The 25996-nt window shown below is 71.7% G+C and carries 18 protein-coding genes and 1 pseudogene; 13 read left to right on the top strand and 6 right to left on the bottom strand.

Annotated elements, in window-relative coordinates; all coding sequences use genetic code 11:
- Positions 1–15: 15 nt before the first annotated feature.
- Together AC07CM_RS08275 and AC07CM_RS08270 are read right to left on the bottom strand one after the other, a co-directional pair.
- On the bottom strand, positions 16–1944 hold the full coding sequence (locus AC07CM_RS08275) for an acetyl/propionyl/methylcrotonyl-CoA carboxylase subunit alpha (RefSeq protein ID WP_478875530.1): 1929 nt from the start codon (positions 1942–1944) through the stop codon (positions 16–18).
- 11 nt (positions 1945–1955) lie between these two features.
- On the bottom strand, positions 1956–3572 hold the full coding sequence (locus AC07CM_RS08270; protein ID WP_478875529.1) for a carboxyl transferase domain-containing protein: 1617 nt from the start codon (positions 3570–3572) through the stop codon (positions 1956–1958).
- A gap of 96 nt (positions 3573–3668) precedes the next feature.
- Here AC07CM_RS08270 and AC07CM_RS08265 point away from each other — a divergent pair, with 96 nt between their 5' ends.
- The 5 genes from AC07CM_RS08265 (at position 3669) to AC07CM_RS08245 (ending at position 7720) form a co-directional block, all read left to right on the top strand.
- Entirely contained in the window at positions 3669–4268 is a 600-nt protein-coding gene (locus AC07CM_RS08265; RefSeq protein WP_478875528.1) for an SACE_7040 family transcriptional regulator, read from the top strand.
- A gap of 83 nt (positions 4269–4351) precedes the next feature.
- A complete protein-coding gene (locus AC07CM_RS08260) occupies positions 4352–4924 on the top strand; it encodes a hypothetical protein (RefSeq protein WP_478875527.1) in 573 nt (190 codons plus the stop codon).
- 112 nt (positions 4925–5036) lie between these two features.
- The gene (locus tag AC07CM_RS08255) at positions 5037–6194 is read left to right on the top strand and encodes an acyl-CoA dehydrogenase family protein (protein ID WP_478875746.1); all 1158 of its coding nucleotides are present in this window, start codon (positions 5037–5039) and stop codon (positions 6192–6194) included.
- Between the two features lie 35 nt (positions 6195–6229).
- Positions 6230–7096, top strand: a complete 867-nt coding sequence (gene tesB / locus AC07CM_RS08250) for an acyl-CoA thioesterase II (RefSeq protein ID WP_478875526.1) — start codon at positions 6230–6232, stop codon at positions 7094–7096.
- Positions 7097–7390: 294 nt separating this feature from the next.
- Positions 7391–7720, top strand: a complete 330-nt coding sequence (locus tag AC07CM_RS08245) for a hypothetical protein (protein WP_478875525.1) — start codon at positions 7391–7393, stop codon at positions 7718–7720.
- Between the two features lie 79 nt (positions 7721–7799).
- On the opposite strand, the gene AC07CM_RS08240 is transcribed toward AC07CM_RS08245, so the two are convergent.
- Positions 7800–8588, bottom strand: a complete 789-nt coding sequence (locus AC07CM_RS08240) for a phosphatase (protein WP_478875524.1) — start codon at positions 8586–8588, stop codon at positions 7800–7802.
- A gap of 62 nt (positions 8589–8650) precedes the next feature.
- A complete protein-coding gene (locus AC07CM_RS08235; RefSeq protein ID WP_478875523.1) occupies positions 8651–10279 on the bottom strand; it encodes a PucR family transcriptional regulator in 1629 nt (542 codons plus the stop codon).
- Between the two features lie 187 nt (positions 10280–10466).
- Between AC07CM_RS08235 and AC07CM_RS08230 the strand changes: the two genes are divergently transcribed.
- From AC07CM_RS08230 to AC07CM_RS08220, 3 genes are read left to right on the top strand one after another with little or no spacing between them, the layout of a single operon-like run.
- Positions 10467–11927, top strand: a complete 1461-nt coding sequence (locus AC07CM_RS08230; protein WP_478875522.1) for a sodium:solute symporter family protein — start codon at positions 10467–10469, stop codon at positions 11925–11927.
- Positions 11928–11983: 56 nt separating this feature from the next.
- Positions 11984–12964, top strand: a complete 981-nt coding sequence (speB, locus tag AC07CM_RS08225; RefSeq protein WP_452966474.1) for an agmatinase — start codon at positions 11984–11986, stop codon at positions 12962–12964.
- Positions 12961–14646 (top strand): thiamine pyrophosphate-binding protein, encoded by a 1686-nt coding sequence (locus tag AC07CM_RS08220; RefSeq protein ID WP_478875521.1) that lies wholly within the window; start codon positions 12961–12963, stop codon positions 14644–14646. The genes speB and AC07CM_RS08220 overlap by 4 nt, the downstream gene beginning before the upstream one ends.
- Before the next feature lie 180 nt (positions 14647–14826).
- Here AC07CM_RS08220 and AC07CM_RS08215 read toward each other — a convergent pair.
- A pseudogene (locus tag AC07CM_RS08215) lies at positions 14827–15207 on the bottom strand (DUF6210 family protein); the annotation flags it as partial.
- Between the two features lie 83 nt (positions 15208–15290).
- On the bottom strand, positions 15291–17624 hold the full coding sequence (locus tag AC07CM_RS08210; RefSeq protein ID WP_478875520.1) for an ArnT family glycosyltransferase: 2334 nt from the start codon (positions 17622–17624) through the stop codon (positions 15291–15293).
- A gap of 291 nt (positions 17625–17915) precedes the next feature.
- Between AC07CM_RS08210 and AC07CM_RS08205 the strand changes: the two genes are divergently transcribed.
- The 5 genes from AC07CM_RS08205 (at position 17916) to AC07CM_RS08185 (ending at position 25861) form a co-directional block, all read left to right on the top strand.
- Entirely contained in the window at positions 17916–18851 is a 936-nt protein-coding gene (locus AC07CM_RS08205; protein WP_478875519.1) for a serine hydrolase, read from the top strand.
- Positions 18852–18904: 53 nt separating this feature from the next.
- Complete coding sequence (locus tag AC07CM_RS08200) at positions 18905–19933, top strand: esterase-like activity of phytase family protein (protein ID WP_478875518.1); 1029 nt, start codon at positions 18905–18907, stop codon at positions 19931–19933.
- Between the two features lie 141 nt (positions 19934–20074).
- Positions 20075–23803 (top strand): ABC transporter ATP-binding protein, encoded by a 3729-nt coding sequence (locus tag AC07CM_RS08195; protein WP_478875517.1) that lies wholly within the window; start codon positions 20075–20077, stop codon positions 23801–23803.
- A gap of 126 nt (positions 23804–23929) precedes the next feature.
- A complete protein-coding gene (locus AC07CM_RS08190; RefSeq protein WP_478875516.1) occupies positions 23930–24322 on the top strand; it encodes a hypothetical protein in 393 nt (130 codons plus the stop codon).
- Positions 24323–24427: 105 nt separating this feature from the next.
- Positions 24428–25861, top strand: a complete 1434-nt coding sequence (locus AC07CM_RS08185; RefSeq protein WP_478875515.1) for a S28 family serine protease — start codon at positions 24428–24430, stop codon at positions 25859–25861.
- The last annotated feature ends 135 nt before the right edge of the window (positions 25862–25996 follow it).

Genomic DNA, 25996 nt, shown 5'->3' with positions numbered 1-25996 from the left:
GCAGTCCGTCGGCGCTCACTCCGCCTCCTCCTTGGGTGCGATGACGGCCAGGACCTGGTCCATGGCGACCGTCGTGCCCGGAGCCACGTCCAGCTCGGCGACCGTGCCGGCGTGCGGGGCGGAGATGACGTGCTCCATCTTCATCGCCTCGACCACCAGCAGGCTCTGGCCCGCCGTGACCTCGTCGCCGACGGCGACCTTCACCACGGTCACCGTGCCGGGCATGGGCGCGGTGAGCGAGTCGGCGCCCGCGTGCCCGGCCCCGGTGAGGGACGCGGCCACCGGATCGTGGTCGCGCACCTGCCAGGCGTCGCCGTCCCGGCCGATCCAGTCACCGGCCCGGCGGAAGGAGTGCCGGACGCCGTCGAGGGTGACGGACACCCGGTCTTCCGTGACGGTGTGGGTGCCGCGCGGGGTGTGCGCGACCGGTTCGGCCACCCGCAGGTCGAAGGCGGGCGGCTTCGGAGTTCCGCCCAGCCGCCAGCCGCTCGGCACCGAGAAGGGGTCGGTCCAGCCCTCGCCCCGCGGCCGCAGCGCCTCCAGCCGTACGGCCGCCGCCGCCTCGTACACCTCCTCCGGGACGTCCGTGGAGACCAGGTCGTCCACCACCCGCTCGACCAGCCCGGTGTCCAGCTCGCCCGCAACCACCGCCGGATGCGCCAGCAGCCGCCGCAGGAACCCCGCGTTGGTCTGCACGCCCAGCGTGACCGTCTCCGCCAGGGCCGACCTGAGCCTGCGCAACGCCGTCGCGCGGTCCGGGCCGTGGGCGATGACCTTGGACAGCATCGGGTCGTAGAGGCTGCCCACCTCCGTGCCCTCGCTGAGCCCGGAGTCGGTGCGCACGCCGTCGCCCCGCGGCTCGTCGAGCAGCAGCACCGTGCCGCCGGACGGGAGGAAGCCGCGCGCGGGATCCTCGGCGCAGATCCGCGCCTCGACCGCGTGGCCGGTGAGCGCCACGTCCTGCTGCGCGAAGCCCAGCCGTTCCCCGGCCGCCACCCGCAGCTGCCACTCCACCAGGTCGAGCCCGGTGACGAGTTCGGTGACCGGGTGCTCCACCTGGAGGCGGGTGTTCATCTCCATGAAGTAGTACGACGACGGGTCACCGCCCGGCACGATGAACTCCACCGTGCCCGCGCCCCGGTACCCGCAACTGCGCGCCGCCTGTACGGCCGCCTCGCCCATCGCGGAGCGGGTCGCCTCGTCGAGGAGCACGCTCGGCGCTTCCTCGATGATCTTCTGGTGCCGCCGCTGGAGCGAGCACTCGCGCTCGCCGAGGTGGACGACGTTGCCGTGACCGTCCGCCAGCACCTGGATCTCGATGTGCCGGGGACGGTCGATCCACCGCTCCACCAGGAGCGTGTCGTCACCGAAGGAGGCACGGGCCTCGCGGCGGGCGGCCGCGATCTCCTCCTCCAGCACGGTCACGTCCCGCACCAGGCGCATGCCCTTGCCGCCGCCGCCCGCGCTCGGCTTCAGCAGTACGGGCACGCCGATCTCCCGGGCCGCTTCGGCGAGTTGGTCGTCCGTCAGGCCGCTGCCGCTGGACCCGGGGACCACCGGCACCCCGGCCGCGCGCACCGTCTCCTTGGCGCGGATCTTGTCGCCCATCAACGCGATCGCGTCCGCCGGCGGGCCGATGAAGACCAGCCCCGCCTCCTCGCACGCGCGCGCGAAGCCCGCGTTCTCCGCGAGGAAGCCGTACCCCGGGTGGACAGCCTGGGCGCCGGTGCGGGCTGCGGCCTCCAGCAGCCGCTCCACCGACAGATAGCTCTCGGCGGCCGGCGCCGGGCCGATCCGTACCGCCGTGTCGGCCTCCCTCACATGCCGCGCGTCGGCGTCGGCGTCGGAGAAGACCGCCACCGAGCGCACGCCCAGCGAGCGGAGCGTACGGATGACGCGTACGGCGATCTCGCCCCGGTTGGCGACCAGCACTGTGTCGAACACGGTTCCCCTCCTCACATCCGGAAGACGCCGAACTGGGGGTCACCCAGCGGCGCGTTGGCGCAGGCCGTCAGGGCGAGTCCCAGCACCTGACGGGTCTGCAGCGGGTCGATCACGCCGTCGTCCCAGAGACGGGCGGTGGCGTAGTAGGCGTTGCCCTGGCGCTCGTACTGCGCGCGGATCGGCGCCTTGAAGGCCTCTTCCTCCTCGGCCGGCCAGTCCTCGCCGCGCGCCTCCAACTGGTCGCGCTTGACCGTGGCGAGCACGGAGGCGGCCTGCTCGCCGCCCATGACGGAGATCTTGGCGTTGGGCCACATCCACAGGAAGCGGGGGGAGTAGGCCCGGCCGCACATCGAGTAGTTGCCGGCGCCGTACGAGCCGCCGACGACGACGGTCAGCTTGGGGACCCTGGTGCACGCCACGGCCGTCACCATCTTGGCGCCGTGCTTGGCGATGCCGCCCGCCTCGTAGTCCTTGCCCACCATGAAGCCCGAGATGTTCTGCAGGAACACCAGCGGGATGCCGCGCTGGTCGCACAGCTCGATGAAGTGCGCGCCCTTCTGGGCGGACTCCGAGAACAGGATGCCGTTGTTGGCGACGATCCCGACCGGGTGGCCGTGGATCCGGGCGAAGCCGGTGATCAGGGTCTGCCCGAACTCGGCCTTGAACTCGGCGAACCGGGACCCGTCGACCACGCGCGCGATGATCTCGCGCACGTCGTAGGGGGTACGGGAGTCCACCGGGACGGCGCCGTAGAGCCCGTACGGATCCACCTTGGGCTCCGCGACCGGGGTGACCTCCCAGGGGAGGGACTGCCGCGCGGGGAGCGTGGCGACGATGTTCCGCACGATCCGCAGGGCGTGCGCGTCGTCCTCGGCGAGGTGGTCGGTGACACCGGAGGTCCGGGAGTGGACCTCGCCGCCGCCCAGCTCCTCCGCCGTGACGACCTCACCGGTGGCCGCCTTCACCAGCGGCGGGCCACCCAGGAAGATCGTCCCCTGGTTGCGGACGATCACGGCCTCGTCGCTCATGGCCGGGACGTACGCCCCGCCGGCCGTGCACGAGCCGAGCACGGCGGCGATCTGCGGGATGCCCGCGCCGGACATCCGTGCCTGGTTGTAGAAGATCCGCCCGAAGTGCTCGCGGTCGGGGAACACCTCGTCCTGCATCGGCAGGAACGCGCCGCCGGAGTCGACCAGGTAGACGCACGGCAGCCGGTTGTCCAGGGCCACCTCCTGGGCGCGCAGGTGCTTCTTCACCGTCATCGGGTAGTACGTGCCGCCCTTGACGGTGGCGTCGTTGGCGACGATCACGCACTCGCGCCCACTGACCCGCCCGATCCCGGCGATCACGCCGGCGGCCGGTGCCTGCCCGTCGTACATCCCGTCGGCGGCGAGCGGGGCCAGCTCCAGGAACGGCGAGCCCGGGTCGAGCAGCGTGTCGACCCTGTCCCTCGGCAGCAGCTTGCCGCGCGCGGTATGCCGCGCCCGTGCCTTCTCGCCGCCGCCGAGGGCCGCGACGGCCAGCTTGCCGCGCAGTTCCTCGGCGAGTGCGAGGTGGGCTTGTTCATTGGCCCGCCAGGCCTCCGACGCGGGGTCTGCCGCGCTCGTCAGCTCCGGTGCCTCCTGCATCCTGCGGTCCCCTCACCCAGTGGTCGTACTGTTAATGAGCGTTAACCATTTCCATCAGGTTAACGACCGCTAACCTCCCTGTCTAGAATTGCTGGCATGGTCACCAGAACCGACGCCCCCACCCGTCGCGAGCAGATCCTCAAGGAGGCCGCCCGGCTCTTCGCCGAGCGCGGTTTCCACGGCGTCGGTGTTGACGAGATAGGCGCCGCGGTCGGCATCAGCGGCCCCGGTCTGTACCGGCACTTCCCGGGCAAGGACGCGATGCTCGCCGAGCTGCTGGTGGGCATCAGCGGTCAGCTGCTGACGGGGGCCAAGCGCCGCCTGGCGGAGGCCGACGGGCAGGCCGGCGCCTCTGCGGTCCTGGACTCGCTCATCGAGGGCCACATCGACTTCGCCCTGGACGACCGTCCCCTGATCACCCTGCACGACCGCGAGCTGGACCGCCTGCGCGACAGCGACCGCAAGCTCGTGCGGCAGCTGCAGCGGCAGTACGTGGAGCTGTGGGTGGAGGTGGTCCGGGCGGTCTACCCGGCGCTGTCGGAGCCCTCGGCGCGGTCCGCCGTCCACTCGGTCTTCGGCCTGCTGAACTCCACGCCCCACCTGGGCCGCGCGGGCACGCTGCCCGGCCGGGGCACCACGGCGGCGCTGCTGCACCGGATGGCCCGCGGGGCGTTCGCGGCGGCGGGGGACCAGTAGCCACCTGTCCGCGCAGGTCAATGCCATGATCAATTCTCCCCTTGCGCCGCACGAGGGCGCACCGGACGGAGGGGGGAGCCGTGGTGACCGCCACGGCCGGAGGAGTGAGGTGGGCGAGAGCGCCGCGAGCGGTTGCCGCGCTCGCCGTGGTGGGGACGCCGACGGCCGCGACGGGGGGTGACCGGGCCGGCGGCTACGCGCAGAGACACGCGCTCGCCGAGACGGGCAACGCCATCGGCTTCGAGCATGCGCGGATCGGCGACGAGTACTGGGTGAGCCTGCCCCTCCGGGCCGACGGCGGCGGAGAGCCGCTCACGCTGTTGCGCACGCGGTGGCTCCAGGCGCCGGCCGGTCTGAAGGTGCTGCGCTACGGCGCCGTCACCCTGGGGCAGATGGGCGGCTACGGCCCCGTCGTCGCCGACGACGAGGAGCTGAACGCCGACGGCCCGGTGCGGGTCGGTCCCGAGCGGCCGGTCCCGGTGCCGCCGCACGACGACGCGAACGCCCATGCGCTCGCCCGCGTCCGCGTGACCGGTCCCGTGCGCGGTGACCTGTCCGGATACCGCGTGTGGAACCGGAAGGGAGCCGTCGAGTACCGCCAAGGCCTCGACCGGGACGCGGAGGTCCGCCTCGGCCCGCCCCCGGAGCGGGCGTGACGAGCGTTACGCGCGGACCCCTCTGGACGGGATTCCCTACCCGCCGGTACGGTTGAGTGAGCAAGCGCTTAGACATGGCGAAGTCATGCCGAGGTACGTGGAGGTGGACGGCGTGCGCCGTACGGTGTTCAACGAGGATCACGAGGCGTTCCGGGAGACCCTTCGCGCCTTTATCGAGGCCGAGGTCGTACCGGTCTACGACGAGTGGTTCGCCGCCGGCCAGGCGCCGCGCGACTTCTACTACAAGCTGGGTGAGCTGGGCATCTTCGGCATCAGCGTGCCCGAGGAGTTCGGTGGCGCGGGCCTGGACACCCACAAGTTCGAGGCCGTCCTCTACGAGGAGACCGCCCGTGCGGGCGTGAGCTTCGGCGGCTCCGGCGTCCACGTCCTGCTGGCGCTGCCCTACCTCAAGATGCTCGCCAGCGACGAGCAGAAGAAGCGCTACCTGCCGAAGTTCGTCAGCGGCGAGGAGATGTGGGCCATCGCGATGACGGAGCCGGGCACCGGCTCCGACCTCGCGGGCATGAAGACCACCGCCAAGCTCAGCGAGGACGGCACGCACTACGTCCTCAACGGCGCCAAGACCTTCATCACCGGCGGTGTCCACGCCGACAAGGTGATCGTCTGCGCCCGCACCGCCGCGCCGACCGCCGAGGACCGCCGCCACGGCATCTCCCTCTTCGCCGTCGACACCAAGTCCGAGGGCTACTCCGTCGGCCGCAAGCTGGACAAGCTCGGCCTGAAGACCTCCGACACCGCCGAGCTGGCGTTCGTCGACGTCAAGGTCCCCGTCGAGGACCTGCTGGGCGAGGAGAACAAGGGCTTCTACTACCTCGGCCACAACCTGGCCTCCGAGCGCTGGGGCATCGCCTTCGGTGCCTACGCGCAGGCCAGGGCCGCCGTCCGGTTCGCCAAGCAGTACGTCCAGGAGCGCACCGTCTTCGGCAAGCCGGTCGCCCACTTCCAGAACACCAAGTTCGAGCTTGCCGCCTGCCAGGCCGAGGTGGACGCCGCCGAGGCCGTCGCCGACCGGGCGACCGAGGCCCTTGACGCCGGTGAGCTCACCCCCGCCGAGGCCGCCTCCGCGAAGCTCTTCTGCACCGAGGTCGCCCACCGCGTGATCGACCGCTGCCTCCAACTGCACGGCGGCTACGGCTACATGAACGAGTACCCGATCGCCCGCCTGTACGCGGACAACCGCGTCAACCGCATCTACGGCGGCACCAGCGAGATCATGAAGACGATCATCGCCAAGGACATGGGTCTGTAAGGTCCCCGCAATCACTGGCCGGTACAACTAATTCCATGAGCCAGGCACTCCAGGATCTCCTCGATCTGCTCGACCTCGAGCAGATCGAGGAGGACATCTTCCGCGGCCAGTCCCGCTCCGCCGTCGTCCCCCGGGTCTTCGGCGGGCAGGTCGCTGCCCAGGCGCTGGTCGCCGCCGGACGGACGGTCCCCGCGGACCGGCCCGCCCACTCCCTGCACGCGTACTTCCTGCGTCCGGGCGACCCCGGCGCGCCGATCGTCTACAGCGTCGACCGCATCCGCGACGGACGGTCCTTCACCACCCGCCGGGTGGTCGCCGTACAGCACGGCAAGCCGATCTTCCATCTGTCGGCGTCCTTCCAGACGTACGAGGAAGGCCTCGACCACCAGGCCCCCATGCCGGCCGCGCCCGACCCGGCCGCGCTGCCCACCTCCCAGGAGCGGCTGCGCGGCTACGGCCACCTCGCCCCCGAGGTGGTGGAGCGCTTCCTGGAGGCCCGCGAGGCGATCGACCTGCGCTACGTGGACGAGCCGCCGTACGGGAAGTTCGGCGAGCCGCGCGAGCCGCACTCCCAGGTCTGGTTCCGCACCAACGGCAAGCTCGACGACGACCCCCTGCTGCACGTCGTCCTCGCCACCTACGTCTCCGACATGACCCTCCTCGACTCCGTGCTGCTCGCGCACGGCCGCGGCGGCTGGGCCGTTGGCGACGTCGTGGGGGCGTCCCTGGACCACGCGATGTGGTTCCACCGGCCCTTCCGCGCCGACGAATGGCTGCTGTACGACCAGGAGTCGCCGTCCGCGCACGGCGGCCGGGGCCTCGGTCAGGCCCGGATCTACACCCAGGACGGACGGCTCGCCATCACGGTGATTCAGGAGGGTGTGGTGCGCGTCCCGCGATGAGTGTGACGCGATTGGTCGCCCGAGATGACGAGTGACGGGTGCGGTACCAGGCTCTTCCGGTGAAAGCCGCAAGTGCACGGCACACGCGGCCGACGAGGTCTCTGGAAAGCTCTGACCTCAACCGCGACATCCGAGGGCAGGGATCGCAGGCGTCGGCCGGACCGAGGTGCCGCTCATGAGCCAGCGGTGACATCCGAAGACCGTGCCGCACCTTTCCTCCCTCGTGCGGTGACGGCCATCCACCTCGTGACGTTCCCTTCAGGTACGCGCGAGAGCCGATGGAAGGTATTTCCCATGCGAGCTACCCGCACGAGGCGTCTTGTCGCGACGTCCGCAGCCGGAATTCTGCTGGCCGGCGGAGCCGCGATCGGGGCGGCAGGCACCGCCTCGGCGTCGGACAACGGCGACCACGGCTCCTACAGCCACAGCTGGGACGACAGCGACCACAGCGGTCATCACAGATGGTGGGGCGACGATGACGACGACTACGGCAACCATGACCACGGTGGCTACGACCACGGCGGCAACGACCATGGCGATCACAGTGGCAACGATCACGGTGGCAACGACCACGGTGGCAACGGCCACGGTGGCAACGACCACGGCGGCCACGGAGGTTACTGACCCGACCACCACCTGATCGATGGTGCGGCTCCCGTGGCGGGGCCGCACCGTCACGACCGTCGACGCACCGTGCCGGGCGTCAGGCCAGCCCCGCCTCGGCCAGCAGATACGCCGTCAGCGGGTCGTAGTAGCGCGGGCTGAGCACGTGGTCGTCGAGCGGCACCGCGACCTGGAGGGTGCCCTCGGACTCGGCGAGGAACAGCGCGGGGTCGTTGCAGTCGGCGTATCCGACGGAGTCGACGCCGTGCTGTGCGGCGTACCCGGCCCAGCCGTGGTCGGCCACCACCAGGTCCGGCAGCGGACGTCCCTCGCGCTCAAGTGCCGTCAGAATGGCCCGCATCGGCTCACCGGAGTGCGTGTGCCAGAGTGTCGCGCCGTGCTCCAGGACGGCCACGTCCGCGAACTGCATGACGTACCCCTCGTCCGTCTGCAGCCCGTCCGGGATGACCACGATCTCGCAGCCGGCGGCGCGCAGTGCGGCGGCCGTCGCCCGGTGCACGTCCAGCAGGCCGCCCGGGTGACCGGTGGCGAACAGCACCCGCTGCTGCCCGTCGGCCGCCTTGCGCAGCCGGCGCGCGAGGCGCTCCAGCGCGTCCACGGTCAGCTCGGGGTCGATGGTGTCCTGCCCGTACCGGTACTCGGGATCGTCGTTGACGCCCACCCGTTCGGCCATGACCGCGAGCACGTCCTGCTCGTCCGTCCAGCGGTCGCCCAGCTCCAGGCCGAGCCAGAAGTTGCGGACACCGTTGGCGAGCTGGCGGTAGTGGGAGAGGTTGTTCTCGCGAGGTGTGGCGACGTCCCCCGCGATACGGGTCCTCACCAGGTGGTCGACGAGCTGGGCGCGGCTGGGTGTCCCGGATATCGGCATGCCTCCCATTGTGGAGCAGCGGGCTTTGCGCGTCCTCGTCATACCGCACCCTGGGACGCGGGTCACTCACCGCGCCGCAGCGCGAACCACAACTCCATCCGTACGTCGGGGTCGTCCAGGTCGGCCTCCAACAGCGCGGCGCAGCGGGCGATCCGCTGCCGCACGGTGTTGCGGTGCACCTCCAGCGCCACCGCCGTACGGTCCCAACTGCCGTGCAGCGACAGCCAGGCCCGGAGTGTCTCGGCGAGCGCGGGCTGGGCCGCGAGCGGGGCGAGCAGCGCACGGGCGTGGGCCTCGGCGTCGTCCCGGGACACCAGGTCCCCGAGTCCCGGCCGGGCGTCGTGCCGGACCAGCGGGGCGCGGGTGGCACGGGCGCGGGCCAGCGCGCGGGCCGCCTGGGTGTCGGCGGCCGGCCAGTCCCGCGGGCCGACGGCCGCGCTGACCCCGAGGGTCCAGCCCTGCTGCGCGACCGGCTCCCGCCCGGCGGGCACCAGCACCCGTACGACGTCCCGCGCGAGGTCGACCAGCGGCGACCCCAGGGCCGCGCCGAGCGCGGAGGCCGCCATCGCGTCCGGCAGCTGGGTCTCGGGCCGGGCGTGCACGACGACCCACCGCCCGTTCCCCAGCAGGGGTGCCACCTCTTCGGGCGCCGTGCCGAGCAGCAGCCGAACGAGCGCCGAGGACCGGGCGGCGCCCGCCCCGCTGTGGTGCTCGCCGGTGAGCAGGGACAGCAGCACGGCGGCGACGGAGGCGATGGTGTGGTCCCCGGGCTCGCGCTGCGGGGACGCCACCCCGAGCACGAAGCCCTCACCGGAGCCGAGGGCGTAGGCGGCGAGATGGGTGTCACCGAGGGTGTCGGTGGCAGAGCTGGGAACCGGCCGCGCGGGGGCGACGGGCGCGGCAGCGGTCGGGCGACCGGGTGCGGTGGGCGGGGTGGGTTGGCGGCCGGTGCCGGTGGCCGGGCGGGTGGTTCCGGGGCCGCCGGCCGGCTCGGGGGCCGGGGCGCGCGTCGCGCGGCCCGTCGGCCGTACCACTCCGGCGAGTTTCGCCAGTGCCTGCCCGGTGCCCCCCGCCGGGTCCCGGCCGGCGCTCGTGATCTCCGTTCCGTCGGGCCCGTACAGCACCGCGTGCCCGCCCAGACGCTGAGCCAGCTGGCGCAGCACCGAGGGGACCGGGTCCGGGCGGGAGGCGGCGGCCGCGAGGCTCTGCTGGGCCTCCGTCACCCGGCGCAGCTCGGCCAGGCGGGCCTGCGCCATCAGCTGCCACACCGCGCGGGCGACGCCCGAGAAGGTTGTCTGCGGCGGCACCTCGAGCAGGGGAAGGCCGTGCACCTCGCAGGCGGCGACCAGGGCGCGCGGGACCGTGTCGTGCACGGGGGCCAGACCGAAACCGAGGGCCGCGCCGCCCGCCGCGACGATCCGGGAGACGTAGTCGTCGAAGTATGTGCCCGAGCCCGCATCCTCCGGGACGTGCACCCCGGCGGTCAGCAGCAGCTCGCCGCCCAGCAGGTACGGGTACGGGTCGGCCATCTCCGAGGTGTGCGCCCAGTGGATCACGATGTCCGGATCCGAGGGTCCCGCGATCCGGCGCAGCGCGAGATCCTCCCGGGCCAGCAGGGCCGAGAGCGGGACGGGTGGGGTCGGTGGGACTGCTGGGTTGATCGTTTCCGGCATGGTGTGCGTTCCCTCCATCCGGCCCCGTTCATATGGATGAAACGTACACTTCGCAGTCGCTTTCCGGCCACCTACTGTCAAGTCAGCACGGCAGCCGTGGGTACGGGCGGATGTCCCCGCGAGCCCCTGCCGTCGCTCCTCGTCGAGGAATTCCCCCACGACTCTGCACGACACGCCACCGACAGTGCGCGAAGGAGGGCCCCACATGGCCGTCGACTACACAGTGATCGTCGTCTATCTCGCCGGGATGCTGGCCATGGGCTGGTGGGGCATGCGCCGCGCCAAGTCCAAGAGCGAGTTCCTGGTGGCCGGCCGCCGCCTCGGCCCCGCCATGTACTCCGGCACCATGGCCGCGATCGTCCTCGGCGGTGCCTCCACCATCGGCGGCGTGGGCCTCGGCTACCAGTACGGCCTCTCCGGCGCCTGGATGGTGTTCACCATCGGCCTAGGCCTGCTGGCCCTGTCGGTCTTCTTCTCGGCCCGCATCGCGCGCCTGAAGGTCTACACCGTCTCCGAGATGCTGGACCTGCGCTACGGCGGCCGGGCCGGAGTGATCTCGGGCGTGGTCATGTGGGCGTACACGCTGATGCTCGCGGTGACGTCCACGATCGCCTACGCCACGATCTTCGACGTGCTCTTCGACATGAACCGGACCGTCGCGATCATCCTCGGCGGCTCGATCGTGGTCGCGTACTCGACGCTCGGCGGCATGTGGTCCATCACGCTGACCGACATGGTCCAGTTCGTCGTCAAGACGGTCGGCGTGCTGCTCCTGCTGCTGCCCATCGCGGTGGTCAAGGCGGGTGGCTTCTCCGAGATGAAGGCCAAGCTGCCGACCTCCTACTTCGACCCGCTGGGCATCGGCGGCGAGACGATCTTCACCTACGTGCTGATCTACACCTTCGGCATGCTCATCGGCCAGGACATCTGGCAGCGCGTGTTCACCGCCCGCAGCGACAAGACCGCCAAGTTCGGCGGCACGGTGGCCGGAACCTACTGTCTGGCCTACGCCCTCGCCGGTGCCGTCATCGGCACGGCCGCCAAGGTCCTCTACCCCAAGCTCGGCAGCCCCGACGACGCCTTCGCGACCATCGTCAAGGACGAACTCCCGGTCGGTGTGCGCGGTCTGGTGCTGGCCGCCGCCCTCGCCGCCGTGATGTCGACGTCCTCCGGCGCCCTGATCGCCTGCGCCACCGTCGCCAACAACGACATCTGGTCCCGGCTGCGCGGTGCGGTGCGCCGTGACGGCGAGGCGCACGACGAGGTGAAGGGCAACCGCGCCTTCATCCTGATCATGGGTGTCGCGGTGATCGGCACCGCGATCGCGCTGAACAACGTCGTGGAGGCCCTGACGGTCGCCTACAACCTCCTCGTCGGCGGTCTGCTCGTCCCGATCCTCGGCGGTCTGCTGTGGAAGCGCGGCACCGTGCAGGGCGCGCTGGCCTCCGTGATCGTCGGCGGCCTCGCCGTGATCGGCCTGATGGCGGGCTACGGCATCCTCGCCAACGAGCCCGTGTACTACGGCCTGCTCGCCTCCCTCGCGGCCTATGTCGTCGTCTCCCTGGCGACCAGGCCCACCGACGAGGCCGTCCTCACCACCTGGCGTGAGCGCCTGGCCGGACGGTCCCCCGAACTCGCGTCCGAACCGGTCCCGGCTCACCAGTAGAGTCGTATGAAAAGCAGTACATGCGCGATGAAGCGCAAGAAAGAAGGCATTTCATCATGAGCAGCAACGAGACGCCCCGCGGCCCCGTCGACTCCTCCCGCATCCCGCGGTACGCCGGACCCGCGACCTTCGCCCGGCTGCCCCGCCTCGACGAGGTCGGCACCGCCGACGTCGCCGTCGTGGGCGTACCGTTCGACTCCGGCGTCTCGTACCGGCCGGGCGCCCGCTTCGGCGGCAACGCCATCCGCGAGGCGTCCCGGCTGCTGCGTCCCTACAACCCCGCGCAGGACGCGTCCCCCTTCGCCCTCGCGCAGGTGGCGGACGGCGGCGACATCGCCGTGAACCCGTTCAACATCAACGAGGCCGTCGACACCATCGAGGCCGCGGCGGACGAGCTGCTGGGCACCGGCGCCCGCCTGATGACCCTGGGCGGCGACCACACCATCGCCCTCCCGCTGCTGCGCTCGGTCGCGAAGAAGCACGGCCCGGTGGCCCTGCTCCACTTCGACGCCCACCTGGACACCTGGGACACCTACTTCGGCGCCGAGTACACCCACGGCACCCCGTTCCGTCGCGCGGTCGAGGAGGGCATCCTCGACACCGAGGCCCTCTCCCACGTCGGTACGCGCGGCCCGCTGTACGGCAAGCAGGACCTCACCGACGACGAGAAGATGGGCTTCGGCATCGTCACCTCGGCGGACATCTACCGCCGGGGCGCCGACGAGGTGGCCGACCAGCTGCGCCGGCGCATCGGCGACCGCCCGCTGTACATCTCCATCGACATCGACTGCCTCGACCCGGCCCACGCCCCCGGCACCGGCACCCCGGAGGCGGGCGGCATGACCTCCCGCGAACTCCTGGAGATCCTGCGCGGGCTGGCCTCCTGCAACCTGGTGTCGGCGGACGTCGTCGAGGTGGCGCCGGCGTACGACCACGCCGAGATCACCTCGGTGGCGGCCTCCCACACGGCCTACGAACTGACCACCATCATGAGCCGCCAGATCGCGGCGGCCCGGAAGGACGCGGAAGCGAAGTGACTCACGACCACGACCTGGTACTCCGCCCCACGGCGGCACAGATCTCGACCGCGCTGAACCCGCCCCCCGGGCGCAACGGCGGAGACCTGGTCGTGGAAACCCTGGCCGGGCTCGGCGCCACCACGGTCTTCGGCCTGCCCGGCCAGCACGCCCTCGGCATGTTCGACGCCCTGCGCCGTTCCTCCCTGCGCTACGTAGGTCTGCGGGTGGAGAACAACGCGGGCTTCGCGGCGGACGCGTACGGCAGGATCACCGGCGAGGCGGCACCGCTGCTGCTGTCGACCGGTCCGGGAGCGCTGACGTCGCTGGCGGCCCTGCAGGAAGCCGCGGCCGCCTCCGCTCCCGTCCTGGCCATCAGCAGCCAGATCCCGACGGCTGGCCTCGGCGGTGGCCGCCACGGCTACCTCCATGAACTCCCGGACCAGGCGGCCTCGTTCCGGGGAGTGGTGAAGTCGGTCCACACGGTCCGCACCCAGTCCCAGATCCCCTCCGCCATCGCGGCGGCCTGGAAGTCGGCGCTGACGGCTCCGCACGGCCCGGTGTGGGTGGAGATCCCGCAGGACGTGCTGCTCGCTCCGACGCCGCTGCCCGTGGTGACCGCGGTGGACGCGACGCCCGAGGACCTGGTTCCGCGCCCCGAACTGACGGCGGTGGCGGCGGACCTGCTGTCCCGCGCGGCGCGCCCGGCGGTCATCGCGGGCGGCGGGGTCGTCCGGGCGGACGCCTCGGGGAAGCTCGTTCAGCTGGCCGAGAAGCTCCAGGCGCCGGTCGTGACGACCTTCGGCGGCAAGGGCGCCTTCCCCTGGGAGCACCCGCTCTCGCTCCAGTCCTGGCTGGAGGACCGCCACACGACCGACTTGCTTGAGGACGCCGACGTCCTCCTCGTCGTGGGCTCCGGACTGGGCGAACTGTCCTCCAACTACCACACGTTCAAGCCGCGCGGCCGGGTCGTCCAGATCGAGGCCGACCTCGGCAAGCTGGAGTCCAACCACCCCGCCCTCGGCATCCACGCGGACGCCCGCCTGGCTCTGCAGGCCCTGCTGGAGACGGTGGAGGAGCGCAGCGACGAGTCGGCGCCGCAGCGGGTGCGAGAGCTGCTCGCCAAGGTCGGGGACCGCATCGCGGCCCAGGAACTCACCCTGGAGCAGGACGTGTTGACGGCTGTCCGCCGCGCCCTGCCCGCCGACTCCCCGTCCTTCTGGGACATGACGATCCTGGCGTACTGGGCCTGGTCGGCCTTCGACCCCCGGGGCACCAACACCATGCACTCCGCGCAGGGCGCCGGCGGCCTCGGCTACGGCTTCCCGGCGGCGCTCGGCGCGGCCGCCGCGGATCCGGCCCGGCCGGTCCTGGCGGTGTCCGGCGACGGCGGGGCGCTGTACTCGATCGCCGAACTGGCGACGGCGAGGCAGTACGACCTGAACGTCACCTGGCTGATCGTCGACGACGGCGGCTACGGCATCCTCCGCGAGTACATGACGGACGCCTTCGGCCAGGCGACGGCGACTGAACTGACCCGCCCGGACTACGTGGCCCTGGCCGAGTCCTTCGGCGTCCCCGGCGTCCGCACGACCCCTCAGACCCTGGAGACGGACCTGGCCAAGGCGCTTGCGACCCCCGGTCCCTCGGTGGTCGTACTCCCCGCGGTGCTGCGGATGTTCGCACCCACGCACCTGGGCTGATCCGCGCCGGGCGGCCGCCGGACCCGGGTCCGGCGGCAGTCCATGGCCGGTGCCCGGGGCTGCCCGAGAACACCACCAGACCCGGTTGCACCGGGGGCCCGGCGAGCGGGAGACGGCCTGGTCCGAGTTCTCCCACACGAGGACACCGGGCCCGTCGGGCGTCACGACCGGCACCCATGCCTCGTCGACCTCGGCGAGGCGTGTCTCGTCCAGGGCGAGCGGGGCGGGAAACAGGTCGTCCCGGTTGGCGGAACCGTAGACGTGGAAGGCGACCGCGGTCCTCAACCGGGCGAGCAGTTTCTCCGGCCAGTCCGGCCGACGGGCTCCCTGCCCCTTCAACTCCCCGACGAAGATCTCCTTCAGCTCCTCGTCCAGCCCCTGTCCGAAGACGGGGACGAGGTAGCCCTCCTGCGCGTACTGGACGCAGCCGAAGCCGCCTCCCTGCGCCTGGTAGACCACGCCGGTCCTTGCCGCCACGATGACGAACACCCAGCCCTGGTCCGAGCCCGTGCCGTCCGGGTCGAGACAGACGTACCGTCGGTGGTCGTCCGTGTCAGCCATGAGGGGGAGCGTGTCCTACGGCGCCCCTTGGGAGTCGGGACGCCCCGGCGTGGGTGCCGGGGCGTCACCGTTGCGCCGCTGGATCAGCTCACCTCCGAGGCGTCCAGGCGGTAGATCGTCGACTGGCCGTTTTCCGAAGAGGAGTTGGAAGAGGAAGAGGAGCCGGAGTTCGTCGTGCTCTTGCCGTACGCGCTCTCCTTCACCGCCGTCCCGTGCTTCTGGACCCAGGACGTGACCTCGGAGCTCGCGCTGTTGCCGCCGCCTCCGGGGCCGCCGCCCATGCCTCCGCCGAGCTGGATGTAGTGCAGCTCGCCCTTCTTCACCAGCTCCTTCAGCTTGGCGAGGGTCATCGCCTTGTCGGTGCCGGACCAGCCCCACATGGAGATGACCGGCTGACCGCTGCTGAGGATCAGCTGGGCCGCGCTCTGCGAACCCGACACCGCCAGCAGCCACTTGGCGCCGTCCTGGTGCTTCTTCAGGTAGGAGATCAGCTCGGCGCTCGCGCCACCGCCCATGCCACCCCCGCCGAAGCCGCCCATACCGCCGGGCGGGGTGCCCTGAGCGCCGCCGCCCGGCGTCGTGCCGGACGTACCGCTGGTGCTGCCGGGTGCCGTGCCCTCCGATCCGCCGGTGCCGCCGGGTGCCGTGCCCGTCGTTCCGCCGGCGCCTTCGGCGTCACCCGATGCCGTACCTGCCGATCCGCCGCTGCCGCCGGGGAGTTCGCCGCCCTGCGTACTGCCCTGCGCACCGCCCGGGAAGCCGCCGCCCGGCTGTCCGCCGCCGGGGGCGCCGCTCGGCGCGCTCCCGCCCGGGAAGCCGCCCGCCTCCGTGCTCCCGCCGCTCTGCCGGGGCGGCTCACCGCCTCCCGGGAAGCCACCCCGGCTGCCCCCGCCGGGGCCGCCGCCGAAGCCGTTCCCCGTCGACGGGCCCGCGGTCGGGTTCGTACCGCCCATGCCACCGCCGCCGTACGCCGACGGTACCGACCAGGCGTACGCCGCCGGGCCCGCCACGGCCGCCACGACCGCCGCCGCGACGGACGCCGCGAGCAGCCGTACCCGGTTGCCCGTACGGAAGAGGAGCAGGCCCGCCACGGCCACCGCCATGACCACGCCGACCGCCGGCCACAGCCAGGTGTGCCACCCGGAGGCCCGGCGGAGCAGGACGATCGACCACACCGCCGTGACCGCCAGCGCGGTCGGCAGGACCCACACCCAGCGCCGGTCCGTCCGGAACGCGCGCCACAGCAGCACGCCACCGCCGCCGCACAACGCGGCGATTCCGGGTGCGAGGGCCGTCGTGTAGTAGGGGTGCATGGTGCCCTCGGCCATGGCGAAGGTCAGGTAGTGCAGGCCGGTCCAGCCGCCCCACAGCACCAGGGCGGCGCGGGTGAGGTCGGTGCGCGGGGCGCGGCCGCACAGCACCAGACCGCCGACGCAGGCGACGGCCGCGAACGGGATCAGCCAGGAGATCTGGCCGCCGAGGATGTCGTTGAAGAGCCGGCCGATGCCCGCCGTGCCGGAGAAGCCGCCTCCGCCACCACCGCCACCGCCCGTGTTGCCCTCGCCGCCGAGGACCCGGCCGAGGCCGTTGTAGCCCGTGATCAGGTTCCAGGCCGAGCCGTCCGTCGAGCCGCCGATGTAGGGGCGGTCGGAGGCCGGGACGAGGGAGACCGCCGCCGCCCACCAGAAGCTGGAGACCGCCAGGGCCACGCCCGCGAGCAACAGGTTGACGATCCGCTTCACCAGCGGCGGCCGGGCCGCGTACAGGTACACCGCGAAGACCGCGGGCAGCGCGATGTAGCCCTGCAGCATCTTGGTGTTGAAGGCGAGCCCGAAGCAGACCGCCGAGCCGAGCAGCGGCAGCAGGCGCCCGCCCGCGACCGCGCGCAGCCCGAGCGCCGCGCCGCCGACCATCAGCAGGACCAGCAGGGTGTCGGGGTTGTTGTCCCGGTCGATGGCCACGGTGATGGGGGTCAGCGCCAGGACCAGCGCGGCCAGCGCGGCCGCTCCGTGCCCGAACACCCGCTTCACGGACGCGTGCAGGATCCAGATCGTCGCCGGCGCGGCCACGATCAACGGCGCCATCATCTGCCAGGTGCCGAAGCCGAAGAGACGGCAGGACAGGCCCATGACCATGAGGGCGAGGGGCGGCTTGTCGACGGTGAGGAAGTTGCCCGCGTCCAGTGAGCCGAAGAACCACGCCTTCCAGCTCTGCGTACCGCTGAGCACGGCCGCGCTGTAGAAGCTGTTCAGGCCGGACCCGGAGAGGTTCCAGGAGCGGAGCACCGCCGCCAGGATCATGATCGCGATCAGTGCGGGGAGCGACCAGCGGGGCGCCGGGCCCGAACGCGTGGCCGGTGACGGCGCGTCGGGAGTCTCGGTCGTCGTGCGGGGGAGGGGATCGGTGGCAGATGTCACCACTGCACCCTGCAGAGCGCCGATGGGTGCCGACTGTGGCCCGCCTGGGGAGGAGCTGTGCGTCGGTGGGAGCCGGGCGGGGAACGGGACCGCGGCGGTCACGTATGCCCGTTAAGTCGGTTTAATGGTGAGTTGGTTGGGTGTCGTGACCCCCCTCACCCCCGTGAACCCCCGCTCTGGGAACATGCGTACAACTTTCGGCCACCCCGGCGAGTCAACCCAGAAGGCGCAGGGGTGCGCCCGACGGCGTCCGAAGTGCCGACGCCACACGACATTCAGGGGGAACCCTCCATGACTCACCGGATATCCCGACGTGCCAGAGTGCTGGCCGCGGCCCTCGGCGCCGGGGTGCTCATACCCTCCGTGGCCGTGGCCGCCGCCGCCCCGGCCGCCGCGGCGACGCCGACCGTCAGCTGTACGTCCGCCAAGGCGGGCCTGGCCACCAAGCTGCAGAAGGACATCACGGCGGCGCTGGCCAACCGCAGGAGCACCGTCGCGATCGGCGTCTACGACCGCACCACGAAGACGACGTGCACGCTGCGGGCCACCTCCTCCTACGACTCGGCCAGCACGGTGAAGGTCACCGTCCTCGCCACGCTGCTGTGGGACGCGAAGAAGCACAACCGCTATCTGACCGACCGTGAGGCCTCGCTCGCCAAGGCCATGATCACCAAGTCGGACAACAACGCGACCAGCACCCTCTGGAAGCAGCTCGGCCTGACGAAGATCAAGGGCTTCCTGGCCGCCGCCGGAATGACGAAGACCGTCCCGGGCGCGAACGGCTACTGGGGGCTGACCCAGGAGAACGTCACCGACGAGCAGAAGCTGCTCAAGCTGGTCACCGCCAAGAACACAGTCCTGAGCGACAACTCCCGTGCCTACATCCTGAAGTTGATGAGCCAGGTCATCTCCTCGCAGCGCTGGGGCACGCCGGCCGGGGCACCGTCCACGGTCACCGTGCACGTCAAGAACGGCTGGCTGCAGCGCTCCACGCACGGCTGGCGGGTGCACAGCCTCGGCACCTTCAGCGGCGGCGGCCACGACTACATGATGTCGGTGCTCACCTGGGACAACAGCACCATGGACTACGGCGTCACCACCATCCAGAACGTGGCGAAGGCCATCCACAAGGACCTCGTCCCGGTGACGTCCTCCGCCACCGCCCTGCGCTACACGCCCACTTCCACGCCGAGCGAGGCGTTCCCCGCGGTGCCGTCGAACGGCTGACGCTTCACGAGGCGGTCTCCCCGCCGTCACCGTCCTCTCCTACGGTGACGGCCATGCGCCTGAGAACCGTACTCGCCGCCCTCACCGCCGGCCTGGCGGCGGCCACCTGCCTGACCGCCGCCGGGCCCGCAAGCGCCAACTCCGCCACGAGAAACGACTGTTCGCCCGCTGTCTCCATCGACCGCTTCTCCGACGCGCTCGACAAGACGACGTACCAGGGCACCTTCGTCGGCAACTTCTCCGCCCTCGCGATGGACGGCGACGGCTCGATCGCCGCGCTCGAGGACCGCTCCTCCCTCTTCGGCCTGGACCCGAGGACCCTTCGGCCGACGTCGGCCGTCCGCCTCGCCGACGAGAAGGGCGCCGACCTCGATTCCGAGGGCCTCGTCATCGACCGGGACGGCACCCGGCTGATCACCTCCGAGACCGAGCCGTCCGTCCGCCGCTACTCCCGTGCCGGGAGGATCCTCGACCGCCTCCCGGTCCCGACGTCCCTCCTGGTCGCCCCGGCGGGCCGCGCCACGGGCAACCAGACGTTCGAGGGCCTGACCCTGCTGCCCGGCGGCCACACCCTGCTGGCCTCCATGGAGTACGCGATCTCGGGCGACTCCACCGGCACCGTCCGCTTCCAGACCTGGACCCGCCGGCACGGCCGGTTCCGGCTCGCCGCCCAGTACGCCTACCGCACCGACGCCGGCCTCGGCGTCCCCGAGGTCCAGGCCACCCCCGACGGCCGCCTCCTCGTCCTGGAGCGCGGCTTCACCGCGGGCGTCGGCAACACCGTCCGCCTCTACCTGGCCGACCTCCGCCACGCCACGGACACCAGCGGCATCGAGAACCTCACCGGGCAGCCGGACGTACGCCCGGTCGGGAAGACCCTCCTCGCGGACATCGCCGACTGCCCCACCCTGGGCGCCACGGCGAAGCAGCCCCAGTCGAACCCCCTGCTGGACAACATCGAGGGCATGACGATCACCGGGCGTGACCGCACCGGCCGCCTGAAGGTCCTCCTGGTCAGCGACGACAACCAGAACGCGGTACAGACGACGCGGTTCTATTACCTGCGGGTACGAGCCTCCTGAGGCCGGCTGCCTGCGGGTGCGAGCCTCCTGGGAGCGGCCGCCCCGGGCCGGACCGGCAGGGCGAATGTTGCGGAGGGATGAAATCCGCTTCCTTCGGCGTTGGTGCTTTCCGGTAGAACAGGTCGAACGGAAGGCACCGGCGTGGTTGCGCAACGGGGATGGGCACGACGGCTGGCGGGCTACGCCTGGCGGTATCCGAAGGACGTCGTGCTGGCTCTGGGCGCCTCGCTCGCCGGCATGGCGGTGCTGGCCGTCGTCCCGCTGATCACCAAGGTGATCATCGACGACGTGATCGGCGACCACAGCCGCTCCATGGGCACCTGGGCGGGCGCCCTGATAGCCGCCGCGCTCCTCGTCTACGGCGCCACCTTCGTCCGCCGCTACTACGGCGGCCGGCTCGCCCTCGACGTCCAGTACGACCTGCGGACCGAGATGTACGGCACGATCAGCCGCCTCGACGGCCGCCGCCAGGACGAGCTGTCCACCGGTCAGGTCGTCGGCCGGGCCACCAGCGACCTCCAGCTGATCCAGGGCCTGCTCTTCATGCTCCCGATGACCATCGGGAACCTCCTGCTCTTCCTGATCTCCCTGGTGATCATGGCGTGGCTCTCGCTGCCCCTGACCCTGGTCGCCCTGGCCGTGGCCCCGGCCCTCGGCTGGATCGCCAAGCGCAGCCGCAGCAAGCTCCACCCCGCCACCTGGTACGCACAGGCCCAGGCCGCCGCCGTGGCCGGCGTGGTGGACGGCGCGGTGAGCGGCGTACGCGTGGTGAAGGGGTTCGGGCAGGAGGAGCAGGAGACCGGGAAGCTGCGGGAGGTCGGCCGGCGGCTGTTCGCGGGGCGGCTGCGCACGATCCGGCTGAACAGCAAGTACACCCCGGCCCTGCAGGCGGTCCCGGCGGTCGGCCAGGTCGCCATGCTGGCGCTCGGCGGCTGGCTGGCCGTGCGCGGCCACATCACCCTCGGCACCTTCGTCGCCTTCTCCACCTACCTCGCCCAGCTGGTCGGCCCGGTCCGCATGCTCGCCGTCGTCCTCACCGTCGGCCAGCAGGCCCGCGCCGGCACCGAGCGCGTCCTGGAGCTGATCGACACCGAGCCGACCCTGAAGGACGGCACCAAGACCCTCCCGGCCGACGCGCCCGCCACCGTCGAGTTCGACGACGTGTCCTTCGGCTACGAGCACGAGCGCAAGGTCCTGGACGGGCTCAGCCTCGAGATCCGGCCGGGCGAGACCCTCGCCGTGGTCGGCTCCTCCGGCTCCGGCAAGTCCACCCTCTCCCTGCTCCTCCCGCGCTTCTACGACGTCACCCGCGGCGCCGTCCTGATCGGCGGCCACGACGTGCGCGAGCTGACCCTGGACTCCCTGCGGGCCGCGATCGGGCTGGTCCCCGAGGACTCGTTCCTCTTCTCGGACACCGTCCGCAACAACATCGCCTACGGCCGCCCCGACGCCACCCAGGAGGAGATCGAGGCCGCCGCCCTGGCCGCCCAGGCGGACCGTTTCATCGCGGAGCTGCCCGGGGGCTACGACACCAAGGTCGGCGAACAGGGCCTGACCCTCTCCGGCGGCCAGCGCCAGCGCATCGCGCTGGCCCGGGCCCTGCTCACCGACCCGCGCCTGCTGGTCCTCGACGACGCGACCTCGGCGGTGGACGCCCGTGTGGAGCACGAGATCCACGAGGCGCTGAAGCACGTCATGCGGGGCCGCACGACCCTGCTCATCGCGCACCGCCGCTCCACCCTCAACCTCGCCGACCGCATCGCCGTCCTGGACGGCGGCCGGCTCGCCGACCTGGGCACGCACGACGAGCTCCAGGAGCGCTCCGCCCTCTACCGCCGCCTGCTGACCGACCCGGACGAGCTGGGCGGGGTCTCCCCGGGCCACGACCTCCCGGCCGAGCCGCGGCAGGACACCTCCGTCCGCGAGGAGCTGGACGCCGAGTTCGACGCCGAGCGCGGGGTGACCCCCAGGCTGTGGACCGGCGACCGTGCGGCCAAGAACGCCAAGGACACGGCGCTGTCCGGCACCCCGGCCACCCCCGAACTGCTCGCCCAGGTCGAGGCGCTGCCCCCGGCCACCGACACCCCGAGCGTCGACGAGGCCCGCGCGGTCCGCCCCGAGGAGTCGTACGGCCTGCGCCGCCTCCTCCACGGCTTCGGGCTGCCCCTGCTGGTGAGCCTGCTGCTGGTCGCCGTGGACGCGGGCGCGGGCCTGCTGCTGCCGGTGCTGATCCGGCACGGCATCGACGCGGGCGTCACGAAGGCGGCCCTCGGCGCGGTCTGGGCGGCCTCGCTGCTCGGCCTGGTGACCGTGCTGGTGCAGTGGGCGGCCCAGATCGGCGAGACCCGGATCACCGGCCGTACCGGCGAGCGCGTGCTGTACGCGCTGCGGCTGAAGATCTTCGCCCAGCTCCAGCGGCTCGGCCTCGACTACTACGAGCGCGAGCTGACCGGCCGGATCATGACCCGGATGACGACGGACGTCGACGCCCTCTCCACCTTCCTGCAGACCGGACTGGTCACGGCCTTCGTCTCGGTCGTCACCTTCTTCGGCATCATGGTCGCCCTGCTGGTGATCGACGTGCAGCTCGCCCTCGTCGTCTTCGCCACCCTGCCCCCGCTGATCGTCGCCACCTTCTTCTTCCGCCGGGCGAGCGTCAAGGCGTACGAACTCGCTCGCGAGCGCGTGTCGGTGGTCAACGCCGACCTGCAGGAGTCGGTGGCCGGACTCAGGATCGTGCAGGCCTTCCGGCGCGAGCGGGACGGCGGGCGGCGGTTCGCCGAGCGCAGCGACAGCTACCGGAGCGCCCGCATCCGCGGCCAGTGGCTGATATCCATCTACTTCCCGTTCGTCCAGCTGCTGTCGTCGGTGGCGGCGGCGGCCGTACTGATGGCGGCCGCGGGCCGTGTCGAGGCCGCCACCCTGACCACGGGCGCGCTGGTCGCGTACCTCCTCTACATCGACCTGTTCTTCGCGCCGGTCCAGCAGCTCTCCCAGGTCTTCGACGGCTACCAGCAGGCCACGGTCTCGCTGGGCCGCATCCAGGAACTGCTGCGCGAGCCGACCTCGACCGGAGCCGCGGACGAACCCCGCGATGTCCCCGCCCTGCGCGGCGACATCGCCTTCGAGGACGTGCACTTCGCCTACGGCACCGACGAAGAGGCGCTGACCGGCATCGACCTGACCGTCCCGGCCGGGCAGACCGTCGCCTTCGTCGGTGAGACGGGCGCGGGCAAGTCGACCCTCGTCAAGCTGGTGGCCCGGTTCTACGACCCCACCTCCGGCCGGGTCACGGTCGACGGCACGGACCTGCGCGCGCTGGACCTGACCGCGTACCGCCACCGGCTCGGGGTCGTCCCGCAGGAGGCCTACCTCTTCCCGGGCACCGTCCGTGACGCCATCGCCTACGGCCGCCCCGACGCCACCGACGCCGAAGTCGAGGCGGCGGCGCGGGCCGTCGGCGCGCACGAGATGATCGCCACGCTCGACGGCGGCTATCTGCACGAGGTCGCCGAGCGCGGCCGCAACCTCTCGGCCGGCCAGCGCCAGCTGATCGCCCTCGCCCGCGCCGAACTCGTCGACCCCGACGTCCTTCTGCTCGACGAGGCCACGGCGGCCCTGGACCTGGCAACGGAGGCCCAGGTCAACCAGGCCACCGACCGTCTGGCGGGGCGCCGTACGACGCTGGTGGTCGCCCACCGGCTGACCACGGCCGCCCGCGCGGACCGGGTGGTGGTGATGGACCACGGCCGGGTGGCCGAGGACGGCACCCACGAGGAACTCCTGGCCCGCGGCGGCCGGTACGCCGAGCTGTGGCGCACCTTCGTCGGCCAGTCCGAACCGGAGGAGCCGGTGGGCGCGTCCCGCTGAGGCGCGCTGTTCGGGGGGTGGCTGAAACGCACTCCTGACGGTCGTGCAACCATCCGACACATGTCGTGCGTCCGTACATCAGTACGGTCATCGGCGACGTATGACGGCGGTACGGGGAGGACGACAGTGGACAGTGGTGCGATACGCCGGCGCCTGGCGCTGGGCGCGGCCGTGCTGGCCGCGTCCGGGGCGCTCGCTCTCGCGGTGCCCGGCACCGCCACGGCGGCGACGGCAGGCTCCTGCGCCGGGCGCGAGGTGCGGACGCTGCCCTTCAGAACCGGCGTGGTGCACGTCTACAAGCGCGACGGCTACGTCTGCGCCGTCACCGTCGCGAGGAACCCCGGTGTCAGGCGCACGATGTCGGTCAGCGTGCAGGCCCGCGGCAACCGGCCGGTCGTGGACAAGGGCCAGTACAAGCACCACGCCGGCCCGGTGACCGTCCACGCCGGGCAGCGCTGTGTGTGGGTGAAGGGCTCGGTGAACCGGGACTCGGTCAGCTCCGGCTGGATCCTGTGCTGACCGCGTAAACCGCGCATCCACGCAAATCGCACAACCCCCTCTGGTGTGACGGCAGTTGCTCCGCTAGCTTCCGGCGGACATCTGTCTCACAGGGGAGAGTTGCGCATGCGCAAGGCGCTCAGATGGCTGCTGGCGCTCACGGTGTTCATAGGAACGCTGAGCACGGCGGGCGCGGCCACCGCCGCACAGTCCGCGCAGTCAGGGCCCACCGACATCAAGGACCGCCTCCTGGCGATACCCGGCATGAGCCTGGTCCAGGAGAAGCCGTACCCCGGCTACCGGTACTTCGTCCTGAACTACACCCAGCCGATCGACCACCGGCACCCGGACCGGGGCACCTTCCAGCAGCGCATCACCGTGCTGCACAAGGACGTGAGCCGGCCGACGGTCTTCTACACCAGCGGCTACAACGTCTCCACGACGCCGTCCCGCCGCGAGCCCACCCAGATCGTGGACGGCAACCAGGTCTCGCTGGAGTACCGCTTCTTCACGCCGTCCCGGCCCGACCCGGCCGACTGGTCCAAGCTGGACATCTGGCAGGCGGCGAGCGACCAGCACCGCGTCTACGAGGCCCTGAAGCCGGTCTACTCCGCCAACTGGCTGGCGACCGGCGGCTCCAAGGGCGGCATGACGGCCACGTACTACGAGCGCTTCTACCCGCGCGACATGGACGGCGTGGTGGCCTACGTCGCCCCCAACGACGTCGTCAACAACGAGGACTCGGCGTACGACCGCTTCTTCGCCAAGGTCGGCACCAAGGAGTGCCGGGACCGCCTGAACGCAGTTCAGCGCGAGGCGCTGGTCCGCCGCGAGCCGCTGGAGGCGAAGTACGCCCAGTACGCCGCCGACAACGGCTACACCTTCTCCACCATCGGCGGCCTGGACAAGGCCTACGAGGCGGTGGTCCTCGACTACGTCTGGGGCTTCTGGCAGTACAGCCTGCTGAAGGACTGCGACTCCATCCCCGCGGACGCGGCCACGGCAACGGACGACGCGATCTGGAACTCGGTCGACACGATCTCGGGCTTCTCGGCATACACCGACCAGGGCCTGGAGACGTACACGCCGTACTACTACCAGGCGGGCACCCAGCTGGGCGCGCCGACGATCCACTTCCCGTACATCGAGCGGAAGTTGATCCGCTACGGCTACCAGCCGCCGCGCAACTTCGTCCCCCGCTCCATCCCGATGCGCTTCCAGCCGGGCGCGATGCGGGGCGTCGACACGTGGGTCCGCCACCACGCGCGGCACATGCTGTTCGTCTACGGCCAGAACGACCCCTGGGGCTCGGAACGCTTCCGCCTCGGCAAGGGCGCCCACGACTCCTACGTCTTCACGGCGCCGGGCTTGAACCACGGAGCCAACGTGGCGGGGCTGGTGTCGGAGGAGAAGGCCCTGTCGACGGCACGGATCCTGGAATGGGCGGGCGTCGCGTCGGCCGCGGTCCAGAAGAACCCGTCGGCGGCGAAGCCGCTGGCTCGCCATGACGCGAAGCTGGACGTAGCGGACGGGGAGAGGGAGCCGGCGCTGCGTCCGTGACGCGGGTCCCACCACTCCCGACGGCGGGGGGGGGCCGGCCGGGCCCCCCCCAAAACCTCCAGAAACCCCCCCCCTCCCCCACACCGTCCCCCCCCAACCGCCAGCGGGGCTTTCCCTTGTTGTTCCCCCCCCAGT

Source organism: Streptomyces sp. NPDC044061 (assembly GCF_056434305.1).
The sequence above is the reverse complement of the archived record's forward strand: the minus strand, read 5'-3'. Positions and strand labels throughout refer to the sequence as shown.

Excerpts from the sequence above, each read along its gene's own strand:
- AC07CM_RS08200 (WP_478875518.1), top strand. The coding sequence starts at position 18,905 with ATGCGCCTGAGAACCGTACTCGCCGCCCTCACCGCCGGCCTGGCGGCG.
- AC07CM_RS08270 (WP_478875529.1), bottom strand. The coding sequence starts at position 3,572 with ATGCAGGAGGCACCGGAGCTGACGAGCGCGGCAGACCCCGCGTCGGAG.
- AC07CM_RS08265 (WP_478875528.1), top strand. The coding sequence starts at position 3,669 with ATGGTCACCAGAACCGACGCCCCCACCCGTCGCGAGCAGATCCTCAAG.
- speB (WP_452966474.1), top strand. The coding sequence starts at position 11,984 with ATGAGCAGCAACGAGACGCCCCGCGGCCCCGTCGACTCCTCCCGCATC.
- AC07CM_RS08245 (WP_478875525.1), top strand. The coding sequence starts at position 7,391 with ATGCGAGCTACCCGCACGAGGCGTCTTGTCGCGACGTCCGCAGCCGGA.
- AC07CM_RS08235 (WP_478875523.1), bottom strand. The coding sequence starts at position 10,279 with ATGGAGGGAACGCACACCATGCCGGAAACGATCAACCCAGCAGTCCCA.
- tesB (WP_478875526.1), top strand. The coding sequence starts at position 6,230 with ATGAGCCAGGCACTCCAGGATCTCCTCGATCTGCTCGACCTCGAGCAG.
- AC07CM_RS08205 (WP_478875519.1), top strand. The coding sequence starts at position 17,916 with ATGACTCACCGGATATCCCGACGTGCCAGAGTGCTGGCCGCGGCCCTC.
- AC07CM_RS08240 (WP_478875524.1), bottom strand. The coding sequence starts at position 8,588 with ATGCCGATATCCGGGACACCCAGCCGCGCCCAGCTCGTCGACCACCTG.
- AC07CM_RS08230 (WP_478875522.1), top strand. The coding sequence starts at position 10,467 with ATGGCCGTCGACTACACAGTGATCGTCGTCTATCTCGCCGGGATGCTG.
- AC07CM_RS08185 (WP_478875515.1), top strand. The coding sequence starts at position 24,428 with ATGCGCAAGGCGCTCAGATGGCTGCTGGCGCTCACGGTGTTCATAGGA.